Genomic DNA, 18,166 nt, shown 5'->3' with positions numbered 1-18,166 from the left:
CTAAACAATTCTTCCGAAGTCTTTTTCAAGCTTCACAAAAGGATACTCAACACTCACTGGCCGTCCATGAGGACAAAATGAAGACATTGGATAAAGATCCATCTCGGATAATAAATTCTTCATTTGTTCGACACTTAAAGTTTGCCCTGCTCGCACGACAGAGTGACAAGCCATCGTTGCACAAATATCACCGATCGCCTTTTCTAAGGCAAAAGACCCGCCCTGCTCTAAGGCCTGCGTCGCCATTTTATCCAGAACGGCTCCTAGAACCGATTCTTTAATAACTGTTGGAGCGGCCTTAACCCCCACCGTTCCAGGTCCCAATGACTCAATATGAACCCCGAGCTTGGCGATATCTTTTTCTAATAACATCAGCGCTTCGACTTTTTCCGGTGAAATATCGACGGCCAGTGGAAATAAATAGTCTTGAATATCAATCTTTCCACCCTTCCATGCTTCCATGAGCCGTTCAAAAACGACTCGCTCGTGCGCCGCATGTTGATCAACGAAAACCATTTTATCGCGAGCCTGACAAACGATATAAGTCTGGTTTGCCTGTCCCAAGACATCCAAGCTTGACCAGTACGCACTGCCCGATTTTACCTCTGCTTTTGCTGACAAAGATGTCGACAACGCCGCTCGCGACTCTGCCGCCGCAGCTAGATCGTCCAACGAGACTCTGGTAACATTCTGAATGTTGCTATTACCGCCAGACTGCCTAATCGCCACCGGCACTTCACGCTGATGAACTGCGGGATCTTTAAAGAGCTCGGGATTCTGGGTTGGTTGAAGTAAAGGAAATTCTTTTTTTGCAAATTGAGTGACCGCCAAGGCTTGGTCTTCAAACTGAAGATTCTGAGCTGGCACCTGAACAGCTCCACCCCCTGGATGTGTGACAGTGACGTCTCCTAAAGACGTCTTCACCGTATGGCTGCCTGCCGCGGAACCCGGAGACATCTGCATCTTTAAACCCGACGCTTCGACCTTGGATTGTATCCACGGAGCTTGTTCTAAAGTACCTCGAATTGCCGCAGCGACCGCTCGGAAAGGCAACGACGGATCTTGAAACTTGACCTGTGATTTTGTCGGATGAATATTAACATCAATGCTTTCGGGATCCGTTTCGACCCAAACAGCCGCAATCGGGAACTCCCCATGCATCAACATATTTCGAAAAGCTTCCACCACCGCGGCCTGAATACTTCTATCTTGAATCGATCTATTCTGAGCAAACAACCAAATATTTTTGGATGTTTTAGCCACGTTATGAGGATCGGCAAAAACTGCATAAGCACGCACATTGCCGCGCTCGCCATAACCTTCGTATAAAGGTTTTACTTCTAATATTTGTTCTGCTCGGTCTTTTTTGGAAGCACAGGCCGGCCAAAAATAAAGCATTTTATTGGCCTCTGTCACCCGAAATTCAACTTGAGGGTGCGCTAAAGCTAAAGACTTTAGCGTCGTTCGAATGGCTCCGTGTTCTGCAACATCAGACTTTAAAAACTTTAAACGCGCCGGCGTATTTTCAAAAAGCTGCTCGACGATTATAGTGGTACCTTCAGAACCTCCGGTCGGATCGATTTCGGTCTTCTTGCCAAATTCGCTAATCAATTGATATGCGGTTTCAGCACCTTTTTTTCTTGAGGTCATCGTCAAGCGACTGACTGAAGAAATCGAAGCCAAGGCTTCGCCGCGAAAACCAAAAGTTCGCAATTTCCATAAATCGTTCGCTTCAGAAATTTTCGAAGTTGCAAATCGCTGTAACGCTAACGGCATTTCGGCCGCCGTCATACCTTTGCCGTTGTCCCCGACCTTAACAAAACGTCCTCCATCGGCGTAATCGACAGTGATTTTTGTCGCTCCAGCATCGATCGAGTTTTCCACAATTTCTTTTATTAAATGAGACGGACGTTCGACAACTTCACCGGCAGCGATTTGGTCGACGACTTCAGGAGGTAAAAGCTTGATTTCCATGAAGCCTTATAGCACGTCTCAGGTAAGAAATCCTAACCTGGAAGCATCATGTCAGAAGGCTTAAAACAACCCTAGTGCCTCTCTCGCAGAACTCTCCATTTTCAGAGGTCGATTCTGTCCAAGACCGAACTGAAATTTGCGCCCCCATGGCCTCTAGATAGGACTTTACCAATAGCATTCCAAAACCCGTCCCCGCCTCATTAGCCGTCCCCCGGGTGCTATTTGCCTTCCCTGCGACAAACAGCGAATCCAAACGTTTTTGAGCAATCCCAACTCCGAAATCTCGAACCACCAAATCAACTCGCCCATCGTGAATTTCAGATCGGATTACAATGCGTCCACCGGATTCGGAAAACTTAATTGAATTTGAAATAAGATTTCCCAGAACATGATTTACTAAAACCGATGAGTTCCCCTGAATATAAACATCTGTAGGAACGTGAAAATCCAGATGAACCCCTTTGCGGTTGGCCATCTCCTCGAAAAAAACTCGGCAATCATGAATTATTGGATGCAAGCGAATCCTGGAAACATCAAACACCAATTTACCAGAATCTAATGCATCCACTCGTCTAACATGATCCAAAATATCAAAAATATTTTTTGCAGCTCTATCCATTTTTTGTACCATCTCGGCCGAAGGCTCACCATTCTGCGAACGCTCGATTCCAAAACGAATTAATGTCAGTGGTGTCGCTAAATCATGGGAAAGAGTTCTTAATAAACTTTGCACTTGAAAGTTTTTTTCCAATAGATTCTTTCGATATATCTGACCAAGACGAAGGGCGATCACGGTAAAGCCGCTGACTAAAAAAATCAGCCCACAGGAAATCATGAACTGAACCAAGTCTTCACCACGAGGATCTAAAACATTCTGAGCCCAACCCATTTTAGTAATGATAAAAGCAACAATGAAAAAGAAAATAGAGATACAAAACCAAATCACGGTGTGAAAAATATTGGCCACTACCCCCATAATTAAAGGTAAAATCGCCACCCAAATTAAAGTGGAAGAGTAAAAACCACCGTTATAAATAGCAAAACTTGTTTGAAAAATCCCACCGGTTGCAACCAAAACATAAGCACCAAACAAAAAGCTTTTAGATTTTTTGTATATTAGATAACTAAAACTATGAAGAAATGAACAGGCAAATCCAATTTCCCAGACTGCGGGGTCTTTCATATACAAATAAGACACCAAAGTATAAGACCACATGAAGATTCCGGTCACAAAATTCAAAATTTTCATCACCTGATTACGATTGGCTTCAAGCTCATGAGCCGCTCGCAGCGATGAGTCCTGAGCCTGCTCTCGTAGTAAGCGGAAATAATCTTTTAAGCCAACCAATAATTCCACTGTTTCCAATCTCTTTCAGTCTTTAAAAGGCCATCTGTGCAGACAGACCTATGCTTAAATACTTATTCTTTTCCCAGTAATACTTGATCTCGGGACGAATTCCCACCGAGGACCAGCGATAGATCGCACCGACATTAAAACAGACTCCCAGAGCCAAATCATCCGCCGCATAGGTCTTCTTCGAGGCCCCACTCCCTAAGGCCAAATCAAAATGGGAGTATCTAGCAACGGGACCAAAACCATAGAAGCCTAAATAGTTGGCCCCTCGGCTAAAATTAGTTAAAAACTGAAACTGCCCAATTAATATAAAACCTTTTGCCGAGTTCTGAGTCACATCTTTGTAATAACTAGGCGTCGTCGTAGATAACATTAACGAGGTATCTGCAGGCATCATCCCTGAAAATAAAGTATTAGGGCCCGCGAACTTAATACCCACAAATGGGACCGCAGCTGAACGCTCACGTCCCGCTGTTTTCTCAGTATACAAAACAGACTCTAAAACAACTCCACGAAAGCGCACGAAGTCCATTGGAAGGTTCGTATTCTTCCGCGCTTTCTCCATGCGCTTTTCTTCAACATCCGAAACAGCATCTTCTTCTGACTTGATTTTATGAGTACCGATACGAAGTTCCGAATCAGCGATCCAGCCGACCAAACCTGGTCGCACTCGAATTTTATGAAAACCCGATTTTTTATTTTTTGAAATATCATAGACTGTCCCGGGCTGAAGCTCGGCTAACACCTTCGAGTCAAAATCTGGAGCTGCATACACAAAAGGAGTTTCTCCGACAATGGTCGCCTTGATAGCTTGTGCAAAAGCCACCCCCGTCAAGCACACCAAAAAAAAGATTACCCCCAATAAACGCATAGATCCTTTTAAGAAAAACGCATCAACCAAACGCGATAGAAGGCCTCAAGAACTATCTTCAAAGACATTTTGCTTTGTCCAACCCGACGATCTTCAAAAACAATCGGAGACTCTGCACCTTTGCAGCCCTTCTTTAATGCCTTATATTTTAATTCAATCTGAAAGCTGTAACCATTAGACTGCACCGTTGCTAAGTCAATTTTCTCTAACGTGTGCTTCTTCCAAGCATTGAATCCGCCCGTCCAATCATTCAACGGGAAACCCAAAATAAGACGAGAGTAAATTCCCCCACCGCGTGAAATAATCTTTCGAAGCAAGCCCCAGTTAACTGTTCGCCCACCAGGAACATACCGAGACCCCACTGCGAAATCGTTAAGTTCGAGGGTCTTTAACAAAGGCCCTAGATCTTCTGGACGATGAGAAAAATCCGCATCCATTTCTACAAGTCCCTCGTAACCTTGATCCATTCCCCATCGAAATCCTGCAATATAGGCTTTTCCCAAACCTTGCTTCCCTGGGCGACTCAACAAATGCAATTTGTCCCCGTATTGATCCGCCTGTAGTTGACGAACAATTTGCGCCGTGCCATCCGGCGAGTTGTCATCGACCACTAAAATATGCACGCCATAATCTTTGGCAAAAACTGCATGAATAATATTCGCAATATTTTCTTTTTCGTTATAAGTCGGAATGATGACTAAAGATTTCATATCCGCAGACGCTACCATAAGCCTTCTATAGGGGCATGAAAAAATGAATTTTCAATGGGGTTTTTATTTTACGCGTTAAAGGGTTTTAGAGACGAATTGCCCTCGTTTAACGGGCACAAGCCCCTTGCGCTGAGCCTCAAGTTCTTTCTGCTTATGAACCTCTTCGGCGCGTCGAGATGTCAACCTTGGAAGATTCAAAGGCTGAGCCAAAAGATACTTCGGATCTTCTCGGCGACGAGCTAACTGAGCCTTTACCAACTCGGAAGCTTGATCAGGGTCTTTTTTGTAAATCAAAGGATCAAAAGCGCAGTGAGGACAAGGCACGCTCATTCTCCAGCGAAGTCGGACAAAGACTTCCGCGAAAGCAATATTAACAACCCAAATAATTAAAAATCGAGCATCGAAATCCTGCCAAAGAATAAACATAAAAACAAAGGATGCTAGCAAGGCCCCAAGAACATTGGTAAAAGAAACGGACTTTTTCTTGTAAACCATTCTTGGTGTACGACAAAAAGCGCAAAATGTTTTTACTTTAGAAGAAAACCATCCCATTGCTTTCTATATTGCCATGGAATACCCCTGAATGCCTTAAAAGCATGGTCTAGTTTTTTTAAAGTCCTGCCGGAAACCCCACACAAGCCTCACAAAAATCGCTAGAATGAAAACATGAAAGCAAAAATTTGGATCAAAACAAGCCTCCTTCTTTCTACCTTTGCACTGGGTGTTGCTATCCCGACCTCAGTCCTGGCTTCATCCACATCAGATAAAAATAAAAATGTAGAGTATGAAGAGCTTAGTTACGACGATCTTCTGCAAAAACTTTCTTCCAAAACAAAAAACACAACAGCGCAATCCTTTAGTGCTTTTGACGACATTAGTATTCACGCAGGCGTAGGTTACATCAATTCCTTCGCAGATATTAAAACAAACGATGGAACTCTTCGTCGACATCAAAACGGCATGCAATTAGCCATCGGGATGGATCTTTTTTCACCTAACTGGTACTCGGAAGCCGGTTTCAAAAATTTTGGGGTCACAACCGGCACAACTGATGAAATATCTTTAAAAGCGATTGAATTAAAGATGGGGTATCGAAATCAAATCCAAGGCCCTTGGAGTTACACTTTAAACACAGGCCTTTCCAATAGATATCTTAAGTTCAAAAATTTAAAAACTGGAGAACAGTTTGAATCCACGACTCCATCTATGCTGATCGGTATGGGTTTATTAACAAAAATCAGTCCGGGGCTTGAACTTGAGTTCGATATGAACTCTAAAAACCCTATAGTCAACGAAACCAACGACCGCGGCAGCTATGACTTTACGATTCGTATGAACGCTGTTCTTTAGGATAAAAATTGAACCCCACAAGTCTCGTACTGACAATTTGGATCGTTTTTTTTGGCGCCATTAGCATTGGCCTCTATAGCAATCTTCGCCGCCGCAACCAAAAACACCCGGCAGGAACTCACGAAGACTTAACTCCCAATTGCATACTCACTCGCTTCCCGCTTTTATTTATCCCCGGCAAAAGAAGCCTCTTTTACTTTTCCGAATACTACAATCTGATTCCAAGTTATTTAGCCGAACACGGTTACGACGTTTTCAAAGCTCACCTTCCCTGGAGCCATCCTCAGGATCGCATTCAACAATTACAACGGCTATTGCAGCAGCAAAAAACCCCGCTTCATCTTGTTTTGACCCAACAATCTTGGATTGAGTTTGCCGGGATACTACATCAAAATCCCCAAGTTCGCTCGGTCACACTGCTGGACCCCATCGATCAACGCCAAATAAAAAGCTCTCTGTTTTCAATTTCTAAATTACCGATTCGTCTGTGGCCCGATCACCTTGCCTGGACAATGCATTCGATGATTCGAAAAGATCCAACGCCTCCAATACACCTAGGGCTTTACCGCAATGGCCTTAAAGAAAGATCTGCCCAACTAGAGCAGAGTCTGTTAAAAAAGATAGTAAGATTAGCTGAAGAAGATTTAATTAGCTCACAATAACCAGAAGGATTAAGAATGAGAGACGTCACTGGCACTGATCCATCCAACTCGTTTAACATCAAAGAAATTGCACAGCGACTTGTTCAATTTCTAAAAAATCCCGTTAAAGAAATCACTCAGCTTCCAGAATGGTCCTGGCCACAGCTTTTGATATTGAATGCAGTCATTGCGATGGCTTCTGGGGTCCTCTCGGGATTTATCCCCCCCAATTTTTATAAAATTGCCGGCGGTCTTATAATCTCCCCGATCGTCAGCACCGTCATGAATGGCCTGATGAGCTTGTTCCTTTACTACTACTTTCAAGTCTTTGAATATAAAACCGTCAGCCTTCGCCGCTTATTCACACAAACCTTTTTTGCCAGCATTCCTTTTTTTATTTTTCAGACTGGTGTAGAGCTTATCCCACCAATCTCGGTCGTTGGTTTTGCCTTCACTGCCCTTCTTATGGTGGTAGGTTTGGTCGAGAACTTCCAAGTCGAGAAAAAGCGCGCCATTAAATTAATGGCTATTATCCTCGGTGTCGTCTTCGTTGTTTGGCTTTGGAATCGCATAGACATCGCAAGAATGTCCTAATGAAAAAGGAGACCCGAGGGTCTCCTTTTTTTTCTCGCTTTTCGCCTGACGGCTGCTGTCTAGCCTTCGCTCTGCGAGGCTTTTCGCCTGACGGCGCGCGCTTACATTCTTTCTGGGGTTGGGATCCCTAATAGAGAGAGGCCTTTTTTCAAGGTTTCACCTACTGAGGCGGCCAATGCCAATCGTGCTTTTTGAAGCTCTTCTGTCTCGGCCTGCCCAATTGAACAGTCATGATAGAACGTATTGAATCGTTTCGCTAAATCATACAAATACGTACAAAGGGCCGCTGGCTTGTAATTCAACGTGCAAGTTGCCACTTCAGTATTAAAACTCATCAGAGCCTGCATCAACTGTCGCTCTGACTTATGAGTCAACAACGACCAAGCCAAGGTTGAGCCCGCCTGCAAGTCCGCGCTCACTTGGTCAAAACCGAATTTGCGGCACAAACTTGAAATACGCGCCGAAGAGTATTGAACAAAAGGTCCAGACTCCCCATCCAGCTTCAGCCACTCATCCATGTCAAAGACGATTTTCTTGTTGGTATCCATACGAAGCATACCGTAACGGATGGCCCCTTTAGCAACCTGAGACGCCACAAGGTCGATCTCTTCAGAAGACCAATCCCCTTCGTAACGAGCCAAATAGTTCGTTTTGACCATCTCTTCCATTTTACGAATCAAATCATTCAAAGGAACGATATTGCCTTTTCGAGAAGACATCGCTCCATCTGGAAGCTCAACAAAGTTGTACTGCAAATGGAAACAATCTTTAGCCTGTTCAAAACCTAAAATTTCTAAAGTTTTGAAAACTTGCTTGAAATGCAAAGCCTGTCGCATATCAACGACATAAATGCTCTTTTGAATTTTATGGTCATTAAATTTTCTACGCGCAAGTTCGATATCTTTGGTGGCATAAAGACCAGTGCCATCCGACTTGAGCATCATACAGAAACCCAAATTGTCAGCCTCTAAGTTCATTCCGACAGCACCTTCAGACTTCACAAGTTTACCCTCAGCAAACAATTGCTTAGCGTACGCCACCGAATCTGAATCAACGTCAGACTCCCAGTACCAAGTGTCAAATTGAACGTCGGCCCACTTATAAACGTCATTCATCAAATCAATGGACCACTGCCGTGTCTCTTTCCAAAGATCATAGTACTCACCGGTCTTAGCTTCTAGCTGCTTTAAAATTTCAGTTAATTCCGCGCGGTTTTTTTCTTCAGCAGGAGTGCCAAGCTCATCTTCAAGCTTGATATTCCCTTTTGAATACATACGTCCCAACCACTCGCCTTTTCCCGTGGCCGGAACAGGTTCCGAGTTGTGGTGTTTCATATACCAAAGGCATTTTGCGACGTGCGTTCCCACATCCCCCGGAAAAGTTGAAGAGACGATATCTCGCCCGCCATAACGAAACAAACGAATCAAAGCATCCCCAAGACAGAGATTTCTCATATGCCCCACATGCAATTCTTTATGCGTGTTGGGCTGAGAGTACTCAATCATTGTGCGCGGCTCTTTGGACAACAAAGTTCTTTTGAACATCTCACCAGACAAAATTGGTGTGATCACTTTTTGACCGAAGGCCTGAGGGTGGAAACTGATATTTAAATAAGGTCCCGCCGCCTGAGCCGACAAAATCACTTCATCCGCCCCTAAACGCGCCGCAAGCTCTGCAGAGATTTTTGGGGGAGGCAATTTCAAAGCTTTAGCCAATAAAAAGCAACCATAAGCAAGGTCACCCATTTCAGGATTCGGCGTATTTCCCAGAGCTGAATAAATATCTGCCAATAGCATGTCTGCACCAAGTTCTTTGGCCGCAGCAAAAATTTTCTCGGAAACGTAGAGTCTCAATTGATCGTGCAACATATTTAGTTCTTTCCTGTGGAACCAAAACCGCCAGCGCCACGAGCCGTGTCTGACAGCTCTTCAACAAGTTGAAAGTCCGCCTGATAAATTGGAGCAATCACCAACTGAGCACAACGATCCTGATCCTGAATAGTCACGGTCTCAAGCCCCAAATTCGCGATAATAATTTTAACTTCGCCACGGTAATCAGCATCGATGGTTCCCGGTGTATTCATCAATGTGATTCCTTGTTTGGCCGCCAATCCACTGCGTGGACGCGCCTGAATTTCATATCCAAAAGGGATTTCAAACGACAAAGCCGTTGGAATCAAAGCTCGCTCCCCAGGTTTCAAGACAACTGGCTGTTCCAACTGAGCCCGCACATCAAAACCACTAGCTCCAGCCGATTGATACTGAGGTAGATCCCCTTTGAAATGTGCCAATTTTTTGATTTTTACAGGAAGCTTCAACATGACAAAAATCCTTTATTTAAACTATTTTTCAAAACTTAATGATTCAAACCAAGATTTATGGGAATCCACATCCGGCCCAATCAAGACACCAGCAAACTGTGAAGTGTCCATTCTTGTTTGTATAAATTCATTCACTGTATCCACCGTCACAGCATTGATTTCATCAATGACTGTATCTACAGGTTTATACTTTCCAAATACCATTTCGTTCACAGCTAACGATGTCATTCGGTTCTCTAGATCATCGGATCCTAATACAATAGAGCCCGTCACTTGGGTTTTAAACATATTTACATCGGATTTTCTCACGCCCTGCTTTTTAAGCCGAGAAATTTCTTTGGCAATGATATCTCCGACTTTGCGCAAGTTCTTGGATTCAGTACCCGCATAAATCAACAATAAACCTGAATCCACATTGGTATGCAAAGACGAATGAATAGCGTAAACCAAGCCCTTCTTTTCGCGCACACTTTGATACAAACGGGACGTCATCCCGCCACCTAAAAGAGTGTTCACGATAAAAGCTTCAAAGCGATACTTATCTTTGAAACTGGCCGTAGGCATACCCACCAATAAATGTGTTTGCTCGCCCTGCTGCTTTTGCTGAACAAAACGAACCGGATTCCAGCCTGGTGCTTTGCGAGTGACACCAACATCTTTATTCGATTTTTTACCCAGTTTTTTATTCACAGCTTTTATAAACTGATCGTGTTCTATATTTCCGGCAATGGAAACAATGATATTCGGACCTGTATAAAACTTTTTATAGTAATCCATGATCTGCTTCGAGTTCATCGTCGCAATGGATTTAGGGGTTCCTAAGATTGGACGCCCCAGTGGATGTTTTCCGTAAACCTTATCGAAGAAAATATCATAGATAATATCTTCTTGATTATCGTCAGACATCGCAATTTCCTGAAGAATCACCCCTTTTTCAAGTTTGAATTCTTTAGGCTCAATTTTCATATTGCAGACCAAATCAGACAAAACGTCCAAGGCCTGATCCCAATGATCTTTTAGAACGTAGGCATGATAACAAGTGTATTCCCGAGAGGTATAAGCGTTGAGCTCTCCGCCCAACTGCTCAAGGCTTTTGGCTATTTGAAAAGGCGAACGAGTTTTAGTGCCCTTAAAGACCATATGCTCAAGAAAATGAGAAACACCGGCCATCTCGGGCTTTTCGTCACGAGTGCCTGTAAGCACCCATATACCTATAGAAACGGCACGGGATTCTGGGTGCCTTTCAGTCAGCACCCGAATCCCGTTATCTAGAATCGTTTTTTTAAATGCGGTTCCTTGTTTGCTCACAGCAATCAGAGATCCTATTGTTGTGAAAGCAATGCTTTTCTAGAAAGTTTCACACGACCCGCGCGATCCACTTCAAGAACCATCACATCAACCATCTCGCCCTCTTTCAAGACATCAGTCACTTGACGGATGCGCTCGTTAGAGATTTCAGAGATATGCAACAAACCTTGAGTATTCGGAAGAATCTCAACGAAGGCACCGAACTCAGCAATCTTCACAACTTTACCAGTGTACTTCTTGCCAACTTCAGCTTCCGCACAGATATCGTTGATCATTTGAAGAGCTTTTTTCGTTGCTTCTGGATCTGCAGAGGCTACGTGAATCGTTCCATCATCTTCGATATCGATCTTAACACCAGTTGCTTCAGTAATTCCACGAATCACTTTACCACCAGAACCAATCACTTCGCGGATCTTTTCTGGTTTGATTTTGATTGTCTCAATTCTTGGAGCGTACTCAGAGATCTGACCACGAGGAGTTGAGATCACTTTTTCCATCTCAGCAAGGATATGCAATCGACCCGCTTTTGCTTGAGTCAAAGCTTGTTCCATCACTTCGAAAGAAACAGAGTCAATTTTCAAGTCCATTTGCACAGCCGTGATACCATTTGCAGTACCCGCCACTTTGAAGTCCATGTCACCCAAGTGATCTTCATCACCCAAGATATCAGTCAAAACTGCAACGCGGTCACCTTCTTTGATCAAGCCCATTGCGATACCCGCAACGTTAGCTTTGATAGGCACACCAGCATCAAGCAATGCCAAAGTGCCAGAACAAACAGTTCCCATTGAAGAAGAGCCATTCGACTCAAGAACTTCAGAAACGATACGTAGAGTATAAGGGAATTTGTCATGTCCTGGGATAACAGCTTTCAATGAACGCTCAGCCAAGTTTCCGTGACCAATTTCGCGACGACCTTGACCACCGAAACGACCCACTTCACCAACAGAGAATGGAGGAAAATTGTAGTGAAGCATGAAGCGACGCTTGAAAGTTCCAAGTAATGAATCAACCATTTGCTCATCATCACCAGTTCCCAAAGTCACAGTGCCAAGAACTTGAGTCTCACCACGAGTGAACAATCCAGAACCGTGAGCTCTTGGAAGGATACCTACTTCGTTGCTGATCGGACGAACAGTTGTCAGGTCACGACCATCAATACGTACTTTTTCAGTTAAGATCATCTCACGAGCACCAACAAACTTAAGATCTTCGATAACTGCAGAAAGCTCTTTTGAACGTTTCGCCAAAACATCTTTCTCAGTGATATTCGCAAGAACAGCGGCTTTAGCGGCATCTTTCGCAGCAGCATAAGCGTTGTAACGCTCGCCCTTTTCTTTGATTTTAAGAGCAGCTTGAATCATTGGTTTTGCAATAGCTTCTACACTCGCTCTGAAATCAGCATCAATTGTTGGAGCAACGAAAGCACGTTTTGCTTTTGAACCAAACTTCTCACGAAGCTCTTCTTGTGCGTTCAACAAAGGCATCATCTCTTTGTGAGCGAACTTCAACGCCGCCAAAGCATCTGCTTCAGAGATGAACTTCGTTTCGCCCTCAACCATCAAAATACCAGATTTAGTTCCAGCAACAATGATATCCATATCGGATTTTTCCATCTGTTGCGGAGTTGGGTTCGCAATAAACTGACCATCTACGCGACCAACTTGAATAGCTGCTGACGGGCCATTGAAAGGAATTTCTGAAATATGAAGAGCAGCCGATGCACCCAAAGAGGCAAGAATTTCAATTGGGAATGAACCATCCGCAGAGACTGTTGTTGCAACAACTTGAGTGTCGTTACGATATCCTTCTGGAAAAAGAGGACGAATTGGACGGTCAATTAGACGAGCTGTCAAAACAGCTTCTGTTGTCGGTTTACCTTCACGTTTGAAGTAACCACCTGGAATTTTACCAGTTGCATAGAATTTTTCTTGATACTCTACAGTCAAAGGAAAGAAATCTAATTCAGACGCTTCCTTCTTTGAAACTGCTGTTACAAGCACCATATTGTTTCCACAAGATACTAGAACAGAGCCATCCGATTGTTTTGCTAAGCGCCCTGTTTCGATGGTGATTTGTTTACCGCCCACAGATGTTGTTACGGTTGTTTTCATGATTGAGCCTCCTGTGCCCTAGATACCAGTGAGATTTAGTACTGGCATCGATTCCTCTTACTGCTGCGACCTATAATTTTCCCGAGGGCACAGCGACTGTCTTAAAAGTCCGAAGGGGCGTTTTTGCGCCCCTTCCGACCATTCTATTTTTTTTCGATTACTTACGAATATCAAGTGCTTTGATAGTATCGTTGTATTTATTTAGATCTGTCTTTTTCAAGTAATCAAGAAGCTTTCTACGTTGGTTAACAGCTTTGATCAAACCACGACGTCCGTGAACGTCTTTCTTGTGAACTGCGAAGTGAGTTGTAAGTTCGTTGATACGAGCAGTCAAAAGAGCGATCTGAACAGGTGTTGAACCAGTATCAAGATCAGATGCTTGGAACTTCTTAACGATTTCAGATTTTTGTTTTGTTGTGACGGCCATTAGCGTCTCCTTATTTAAAAGTTTTGAATTTGCCCCTATACCGTCATGGCTGTCGGTATAAAAGCGCGAGAACAATATATATTCTTAGGCCCCTTGGGGGTCAACCCTTTTCATAATAAATTCAGTACTTAATACCCCTTCGAACCACAAAACCACGCCCGGGCTCAACGCCGATTAAAGCAATGAGTTTCTCGGTACTTAGGCTAATTACCTGCAAAACTACATCAATTTCTGGATCAAACTGCGCGATGAGGTGAGCCCTCAATTCATGGCTAATAAGGCCGTTCTTAAGGTGATTCTCGTCCTGGGGTTTTACACGAATCCGCTTAATCTGCGGCAAGGCTCTCTCCATCGAAACAAAGCCGCGAGGCAGCCCGCCCTGATCACTTTCATGACCACCTGTTTTTTCAGCAATCGCCGCTTGGAGATCCTCTAAGGTCAACGCCCCCTCGCCCTTATAGGGAGCTGACCACGTCCGGCGCAATGCCGACATCGTTGCTCCGCAACCTAGGCCACGACCCAACTGCTGAACCCATGTGCGTATATAAGAGCCCTTCGAACAGGTGATTTCAAATGTCGCCGACTCCGGCGTCCAATCCAACATTTGAACATCCCAAAATTTCATGACTTTTTTCGGAATCTGAACTTCTTCTTCATTCCGGGCGTATTCATACAGCTTTTGCCCTTGAACTTTAATGGCCGAGTAAATAGGAACTTCCCATTCAAACTGCCCTTGAAGACTTAAAGCAGAACTTAAGACCTGTTCTTTAGTTAGCTGAAATTCTGTTTTTTTTAGGATTTGCCCGGTCGTATCTAAGGTATCAGTTTCCAATCCGAACAAAAGCGTGACCGTATAGCCCTTATCACCCTCTAGAATATACTGACTAAGCTTGGTTCCTTCGTTAACCAAACAAACCATCAATCCAGATGCCAAAGGATCTAAAGTGCCAGAGTGCCCAACAGTACGAGTCCCTAACAGACGTCGTAAAGCACCTACCACATCATGACTCGTCTTACCTGATGGCTTATCCACCAGAATCAACCCATTAAAATCTTTGAAATTCATTATAAGGCTCTTATCTATTCTTCGTTATTTTCGGAATCATCAGAATCCGCTTCGGGATCCGCGTCACCAGCAATTGGTGGATTTTTCAACTGACGCTCAGCTTCAAGCTCGTGAAAAATACGTTCCATTTTCAACATATGCTCGGTGGCCTCGTCGGCATAAAAACTAATCACTGGCGTATAGCGCATCGGCAGATTTTTACCGACATAGGTTTGAAACTCCCGAGAGTTCTCTTGAAGGATCTCTAAAGCTTGCTCTAAAGATCCCTTTTCACCCATAACTGTCACATAAACCCGGGCAGTTCGAAGATCGCCCGGCATTTTAACTCGAGAAACGGTCACTAAACCAGGAAGAGGGTGCTTAAACCCCTTCAGCAAAAACTGAGCGACTAATTGTTGAACTTCTTTTTCGGCCTTCGCTACACGACGGCCATCACCCATGTTTTTCATGAACAATCTCTCTCCAGATTCAAAGCCGAACTACTGTCCGGCCTCTACTGGCTTTCCATCAAGGCCCCGTTGAATTTCTTTTTTAACAAAAGCTTCAATCACATCGCCTGCCTTAACATCGTTGAAGTTCTCAATACCGATACCGCATTCGTAGCCTGTTGCCACTTCTTTGGCATCGTCTTTAAATCTCTTCAAAGAAGAAATCTTTCCTTCGTAAACGATCTTTCCATCACGAACTAGGCGCAACATATTATTACGTTGAACTTTACCTTCCGTAACAAAGCAACCTGCGATTGTTCCCACTTTTGGAACAGAGAAGGTATTACGCACTTCTACGCGCCCCATGACTTCTTCAACTACATCTGGCGTTAATAGACCACCCATGGCCTTCTTCATTTCGTCGACAAGCTCATACACGATAGAGTACGAACGAATATCGACACCAGTTTGTTTTGCTTTAGAAGAAGCCCCGCCATCTGGACGAACGTTAAAGCCAATAATGATAGCTTTAGCAGTTTGAGCCAATAAGACGTCAGACTCAGTAATACCACCCACTGCAGAGTGAATAACTTTGGCTTTAACTTCACTTGTAGAAAGCTTCGTCAACATTCCATTGATAGCCTCTAAAGATCCATGAACATCTGCTTTTAAAATAATCGCAAGTTCTTTAACATCACCCGCTTTTACTTTACTAAAGATATCTTCCAAAGACATCTTCGTGGCTGGTGTTGCTGTCGCAGCCTTAACTTGATCAAGACGAGTTTCAGACAATTTCTCTGCCGCACCTTCATCTTTAACCACGTCAAACTTATCACCAGCTCCTGGAGTTGATTCTAAACCAAGAACCTCAACCGGGAAACCAGGACCGACTTCTTGAACTCTCTCGCCACGCTCGTTCATCAAAGAACGCACGCGTCCTTTAACAGTTCCCGCGACGATATACTGACCAACCTTAACTGTACCATCCTTCACAAGAAGAGTCGCTACAGGGCCTTTGCCTTTTTCAAGCTTGGCTTCGATAACAATACCTGTTGCTGAACGCTGAGGATTTGCTTTCAAATCCTGCATTTCAGAAACGAGGCGGATATTTTCTAACAATTCTTTAATACCAGTGCGCTTCAAAGCTGAAACTTCTACGAAGATCGTACTTCCACCCCACTCTTCAGGAACAATTTCCATCTCGGTGAGCTGCTGCTTGATCTTTTGAGGATCTGCACCTGGCTTATCAATTTTATTCACAGCAACGATAATAGGTACGCCTGCTGCTTTTGCGTGAGAAATCGCCTCTTGAGTTTGAGGCATCATTCCGTCATCCGCAGCAACAACGATAACCGCTACATCCGTCGCATTAGCACCACGAGCACGCATCGCCGTAAAGGCTTCGTGGCCCGGAGTATCTAAGAAAGTAATAAAACTTCCATCTTCCATACGAACCGCGTAGGCACCGATATGCTGAGTGATACCACCCGCTTCACCGCTTGCCACGTTCGCATTACGAATAGCATCCAACAAAGAAGTCTTACCGTGATCGACGTGCCCCATAACAGTTACAACTGGTGGACGATCTACTTGTTCGGCATTCAAATCACCAAACGCAACTTCGGTGGCCACTTCTTCTGCCGTCTTAAATGTGTTTTGAGCTTCCCAGTTAAATTCTGGAACGATCAAAGCAATCGTATCAAAATCCAAAACGGTATTCATGTTGGCCATAACACCATTTTGCATAAGTACTTTAATCAATTGAGGCGCTTTCACACCCATCTCCACAGCCGCGTCAGAAAGCTTAATAGATCCATTCACCTTAAGAACGCGCTTGTGCGCAGCTCTTTCAGTGATTTGAGTCTTCATTGCTTCACGCTCAAGCAAACCCTTTTTCTTTTTAGGCTGGAAAACCATTTCACGCTTACGGAACTCTACCGCATTGAAGTCCTGAACTTCTTCAAGCTCTTTTGCTGTTGGTGTCCCACCAGGGCCAGCACCCGCCGGCGTATTAAATTTCGTTTTCTTTTTATCAAAATCACGGCCATGCCCACCGATCGGATCAGGCATAGGTGGCGGTGTCGCCGCCACAAAGCCAGGACGAATTCCGCGGTTCGGAGCTCCCCCAGCTGGGCGATTAAATCCCCCCGGACGAGGTCCACTCTGTCCAGGCCCTGCACCAGGTCCACCTGCAGGTCGACTATTGAAGCCGCCTTGACGAGGCTGGAACGCTGGACGATCCCCCTGAGGACGATCACCTTGCGGACGATCGCCGCGAGCTTGGTACCCACCCTGCTGTGGAGGAGGCGCCACTCGTGACAAATCCATTCTTCCCACGATGTTTCTACGAGGAGCCGCCGTAGCAGAAGACGATACACCTGAAGTACCCACTGAAACTTCTTTCTTGCGAGCCACTGGAGCCGCAGGAGCCGACGCTACGACTGCTGGAGTTTCCTCGCGAACAGAAGCAGCCGGAGTTACTTTTTTAACCGGAGAAGCCGCCGGAGCAGCCGGTGCCGCCTCAACCTTCGGAGCTTCAGCTTTTACAACTACTTTTTCAACAACCGGAGCTGCTGCTTCAACAACCCGCTCGACTGTTTTTACAACAGCTTTTGGAGCCACTTCCGCTACTTCTTCATCACCTTCACTACCAGGTCTTGAGATGACTTTTGCTTTCACCTGCTCATCAGAAGCTTTTTTGCGACGAACAACTGTAGCCTTCGGAGATTCCGAATCCACGGTTTTTTCCTCAGGAGCAGCGACAACCTTTTTAGCTACAGGTTTTTTCGCTGCGACCTTTTTAGGTTTCGCCTCTTCAACTGGCTTTTCTTCAACTCCACCAGATAACTTGAGCTTGATTTGCGCAAGAACCGCAGGTTCAAGTTCAGCCATGTGACTTTTCACAGGCAACTGCCACTCACGGATTTTGTCCATGAGAGCCAAGGGCGTCATCCCTACTTCTTTTGCAAATTCAAATACTTTTGGGTTACTCACTCAGTCTCCTCTTAA

16 protein-coding genes are annotated in these 18,166 nt (G+C 44.5%); 3 read left to right on the top strand and 13 right to left on the bottom strand.

The genetic code is table 11. The features are described 5' to 3' along the window. From mutL to AC04MN_RS11840, 5 genes are all read right to left on the bottom strand, one after another. A complete protein-coding gene (mutL, locus tag AC04MN_RS11860; RefSeq protein ID WP_475383413.1) occupies window positions 1-1,974 on the bottom strand; it encodes a DNA mismatch repair endonuclease MutL in 1,974 nt (657 codons plus the stop codon). 46 nt (window positions 1,975-2,020) lie between these two features. After that, entirely contained in the window at window positions 2,021-3,331 is a 1,311-nt protein-coding gene (locus AC04MN_RS11855; RefSeq protein WP_475383412.1) for a sensor histidine kinase, read from the bottom strand. A gap of 22 nt (window positions 3,332-3,353) precedes the next feature. Then, entirely contained in the window at window positions 3,354-4,199 is an 846-nt protein-coding gene (locus tag AC04MN_RS11850) for an SH3 domain-containing protein (protein ID WP_475383411.1), read from the bottom strand. 8 nt (window positions 4,200-4,207) lie between these two features. After that, on the bottom strand, window positions 4,208-4,909 hold the full coding sequence (locus AC04MN_RS11845; RefSeq protein WP_475383809.1) for a polyprenol monophosphomannose synthase: 702 nt from the start codon (window positions 4,907-4,909) through the stop codon (window positions 4,208-4,210). 75 nt (window positions 4,910-4,984) lie between these two features. Further along, on the bottom strand, window positions 4,985-5,461 hold the full coding sequence (locus AC04MN_RS11840; RefSeq protein WP_475383410.1) for a hypothetical protein: 477 nt from the start codon (window positions 5,459-5,461) through the stop codon (window positions 4,985-4,987). Window positions 5,462-5,575: 114 nt separating this feature from the next. Between AC04MN_RS11840 and AC04MN_RS11835 the strand changes: the two genes are divergently transcribed. Genes AC04MN_RS11835 through AC04MN_RS11825 form a run of 3 tightly spaced genes read left to right on the top strand, consistent with a single transcriptional unit; the run spans window position 5,576 to window position 7,494 of the window. Then, window positions 5,576-6,259, top strand: coding sequence for a hypothetical protein (locus tag AC04MN_RS11835; RefSeq protein ID WP_475383409.1), 684 nt, complete (start codon window positions 5,576-5,578; stop codon window positions 6,257-6,259). 8 nt (window positions 6,260-6,267) lie between these two features. Beyond that, complete coding sequence (locus AC04MN_RS11830) at window positions 6,268-6,921, top strand: hypothetical protein (RefSeq protein ID WP_475383408.1); 654 nt, start codon at window positions 6,268-6,270, stop codon at window positions 6,919-6,921. A 15-nt stretch (window positions 6,922-6,936) separates the two neighbouring features. Next, complete coding sequence (locus tag AC04MN_RS11825; protein WP_475383407.1) at window positions 6,937-7,494, top strand: YIP1 family protein; 558 nt, start codon at window positions 6,937-6,939, stop codon at window positions 7,492-7,494. Between the two features lie 101 nt (window positions 7,495-7,595). Here AC04MN_RS11825 and argS read toward each other — a convergent pair whose 3' ends face one another. From argS to infB, 8 genes are all read right to left on the bottom strand, one after another. Next, entirely contained in the window at window positions 7,596-9,362 is a 1,767-nt protein-coding gene (gene argS, locus AC04MN_RS11820; protein ID WP_475383406.1) for an arginine--tRNA ligase, read from the bottom strand. Between the two features lie 2 nt (window positions 9,363-9,364). Next, window positions 9,365-9,814: a dUTP diphosphatase gene (dut, locus tag AC04MN_RS11815; RefSeq protein ID WP_475383405.1), complete on the bottom strand. Its 450-nt coding sequence runs from the start codon at window positions 9,812-9,814 to the stop codon at window positions 9,365-9,367. Window positions 9,815-9,835: 21 nt separating this feature from the next. Continuing rightward, window positions 9,836-11,122 (bottom strand): M16 family metallopeptidase, encoded by a 1,287-nt coding sequence (locus AC04MN_RS11810; RefSeq protein WP_475383404.1) that lies wholly within the window; start codon window positions 11,120-11,122, stop codon window positions 9,836-9,838. 14 nt (window positions 11,123-11,136) lie between these two features. Continuing rightward, window positions 11,137-13,236, bottom strand: a complete 2,100-nt coding sequence (gene pnp / locus AC04MN_RS11805; RefSeq protein WP_475383403.1) for a polyribonucleotide nucleotidyltransferase — start codon at window positions 13,234-13,236, stop codon at window positions 11,137-11,139. Between the two features lie 157 nt (window positions 13,237-13,393). Beyond that, window positions 13,394-13,663 carry a 30S ribosomal protein S15 gene (rpsO, locus tag AC04MN_RS11800; RefSeq protein WP_475383402.1) on the bottom strand — a complete coding sequence of 90 codons (270 nt, stop codon included), beginning with the start codon at window positions 13,661-13,663 and terminating at the stop codon, window positions 13,394-13,396. A 121-nt stretch (window positions 13,664-13,784) separates the two neighbouring features. After that, window positions 13,785-14,729 carry a tRNA pseudouridine(55) synthase TruB gene (truB, locus tag AC04MN_RS11795; RefSeq protein ID WP_475383401.1) on the bottom strand — a complete coding sequence of 315 codons (945 nt, stop codon included), beginning with the start codon at window positions 14,727-14,729 and terminating at the stop codon, window positions 13,785-13,787. A 14-nt stretch (window positions 14,730-14,743) separates the two neighbouring features. Beyond that, a complete protein-coding gene (rbfA, locus tag AC04MN_RS11790; protein WP_475383400.1) occupies window positions 14,744-15,178 on the bottom strand; it encodes a 30S ribosome-binding factor RbfA in 435 nt (144 codons plus the stop codon). A gap of 30 nt (window positions 15,179-15,208) precedes the next feature. After that, complete coding sequence (gene infB / locus AC04MN_RS11785; RefSeq protein WP_475383399.1) at window positions 15,209-18,151, bottom strand: translation initiation factor IF-2; 2,943 nt, start codon at window positions 18,149-18,151, stop codon at window positions 15,209-15,211. Window positions 18,152-18,166: the final 15 nt, after the last annotated feature.

It is taken from the genome of Bdellovibrio sp. ZFWA1, from assembly GCF_056175665.1.
This window is presented reverse-complemented; position numbering and strand designations above follow the sequence as displayed.

Bases quoted from the DNA above. Each gene is read 5' to 3' on its own strand.
- rpsO (WP_475383402.1), bottom strand. From the start codon at position 13,663: ATGGCCGTCACAACAAAACAAAAATCTGAAATCGTTAAGAAGTTCCAA.
- AC04MN_RS11840 (WP_475383410.1), bottom strand. From the start codon at position 5,461: ATGGGATGGTTTTCTTCTAAAGTAAAAACATTTTGCGCTTTTTGTCGT.
- rbfA (WP_475383400.1), bottom strand. From the start codon at position 15,178: ATGAAAAACATGGGTGATGGCCGTCGTGTAGCGAAGGCCGAAAAAGAA.
- AC04MN_RS11845 (WP_475383809.1), bottom strand. From the start codon at position 4,909: ATGAAATCTTTAGTCATCATTCCGACTTATAACGAAAAAGAAAATATT.
- mutL (WP_475383413.1), bottom strand. From the start codon at position 1,974: ATGGAAATCAAGCTTTTACCTCCTGAAGTCGTCGACCAAATCGCTGCC.
- AC04MN_RS11825 (WP_475383407.1), top strand. From the start codon at position 6,937: ATGAGAGACGTCACTGGCACTGATCCATCCAACTCGTTTAACATCAAA.
- pnp (WP_475383403.1), bottom strand. From the start codon at position 13,236: ATGAAAACAACCGTAACAACATCTGTGGGCGGTAAACAAATCACCATC.
- dut (WP_475383405.1), bottom strand. From the start codon at position 9,814: ATGTTGAAGCTTCCTGTAAAAATCAAAAAATTGGCACATTTCAAAGGG.
- truB (WP_475383401.1), bottom strand. From the start codon at position 14,729: ATGAATTTCAAAGATTTTAATGGGTTGATTCTGGTGGATAAGCCATCA.
- AC04MN_RS11850 (WP_475383411.1), bottom strand. From the start codon at position 4,199: ATGCGTTTATTGGGGGTAATCTTTTTTTTGGTGTGCTTGACGGGGGTG.
- argS (WP_475383406.1), bottom strand. From the start codon at position 9,362: ATGTTGCACGATCAATTGAGACTCTACGTTTCCGAGAAAATTTTTGCT.
- AC04MN_RS11835 (WP_475383409.1), top strand. From the start codon at position 5,576: ATGAAAGCAAAAATTTGGATCAAAACAAGCCTCCTTCTTTCTACCTTT.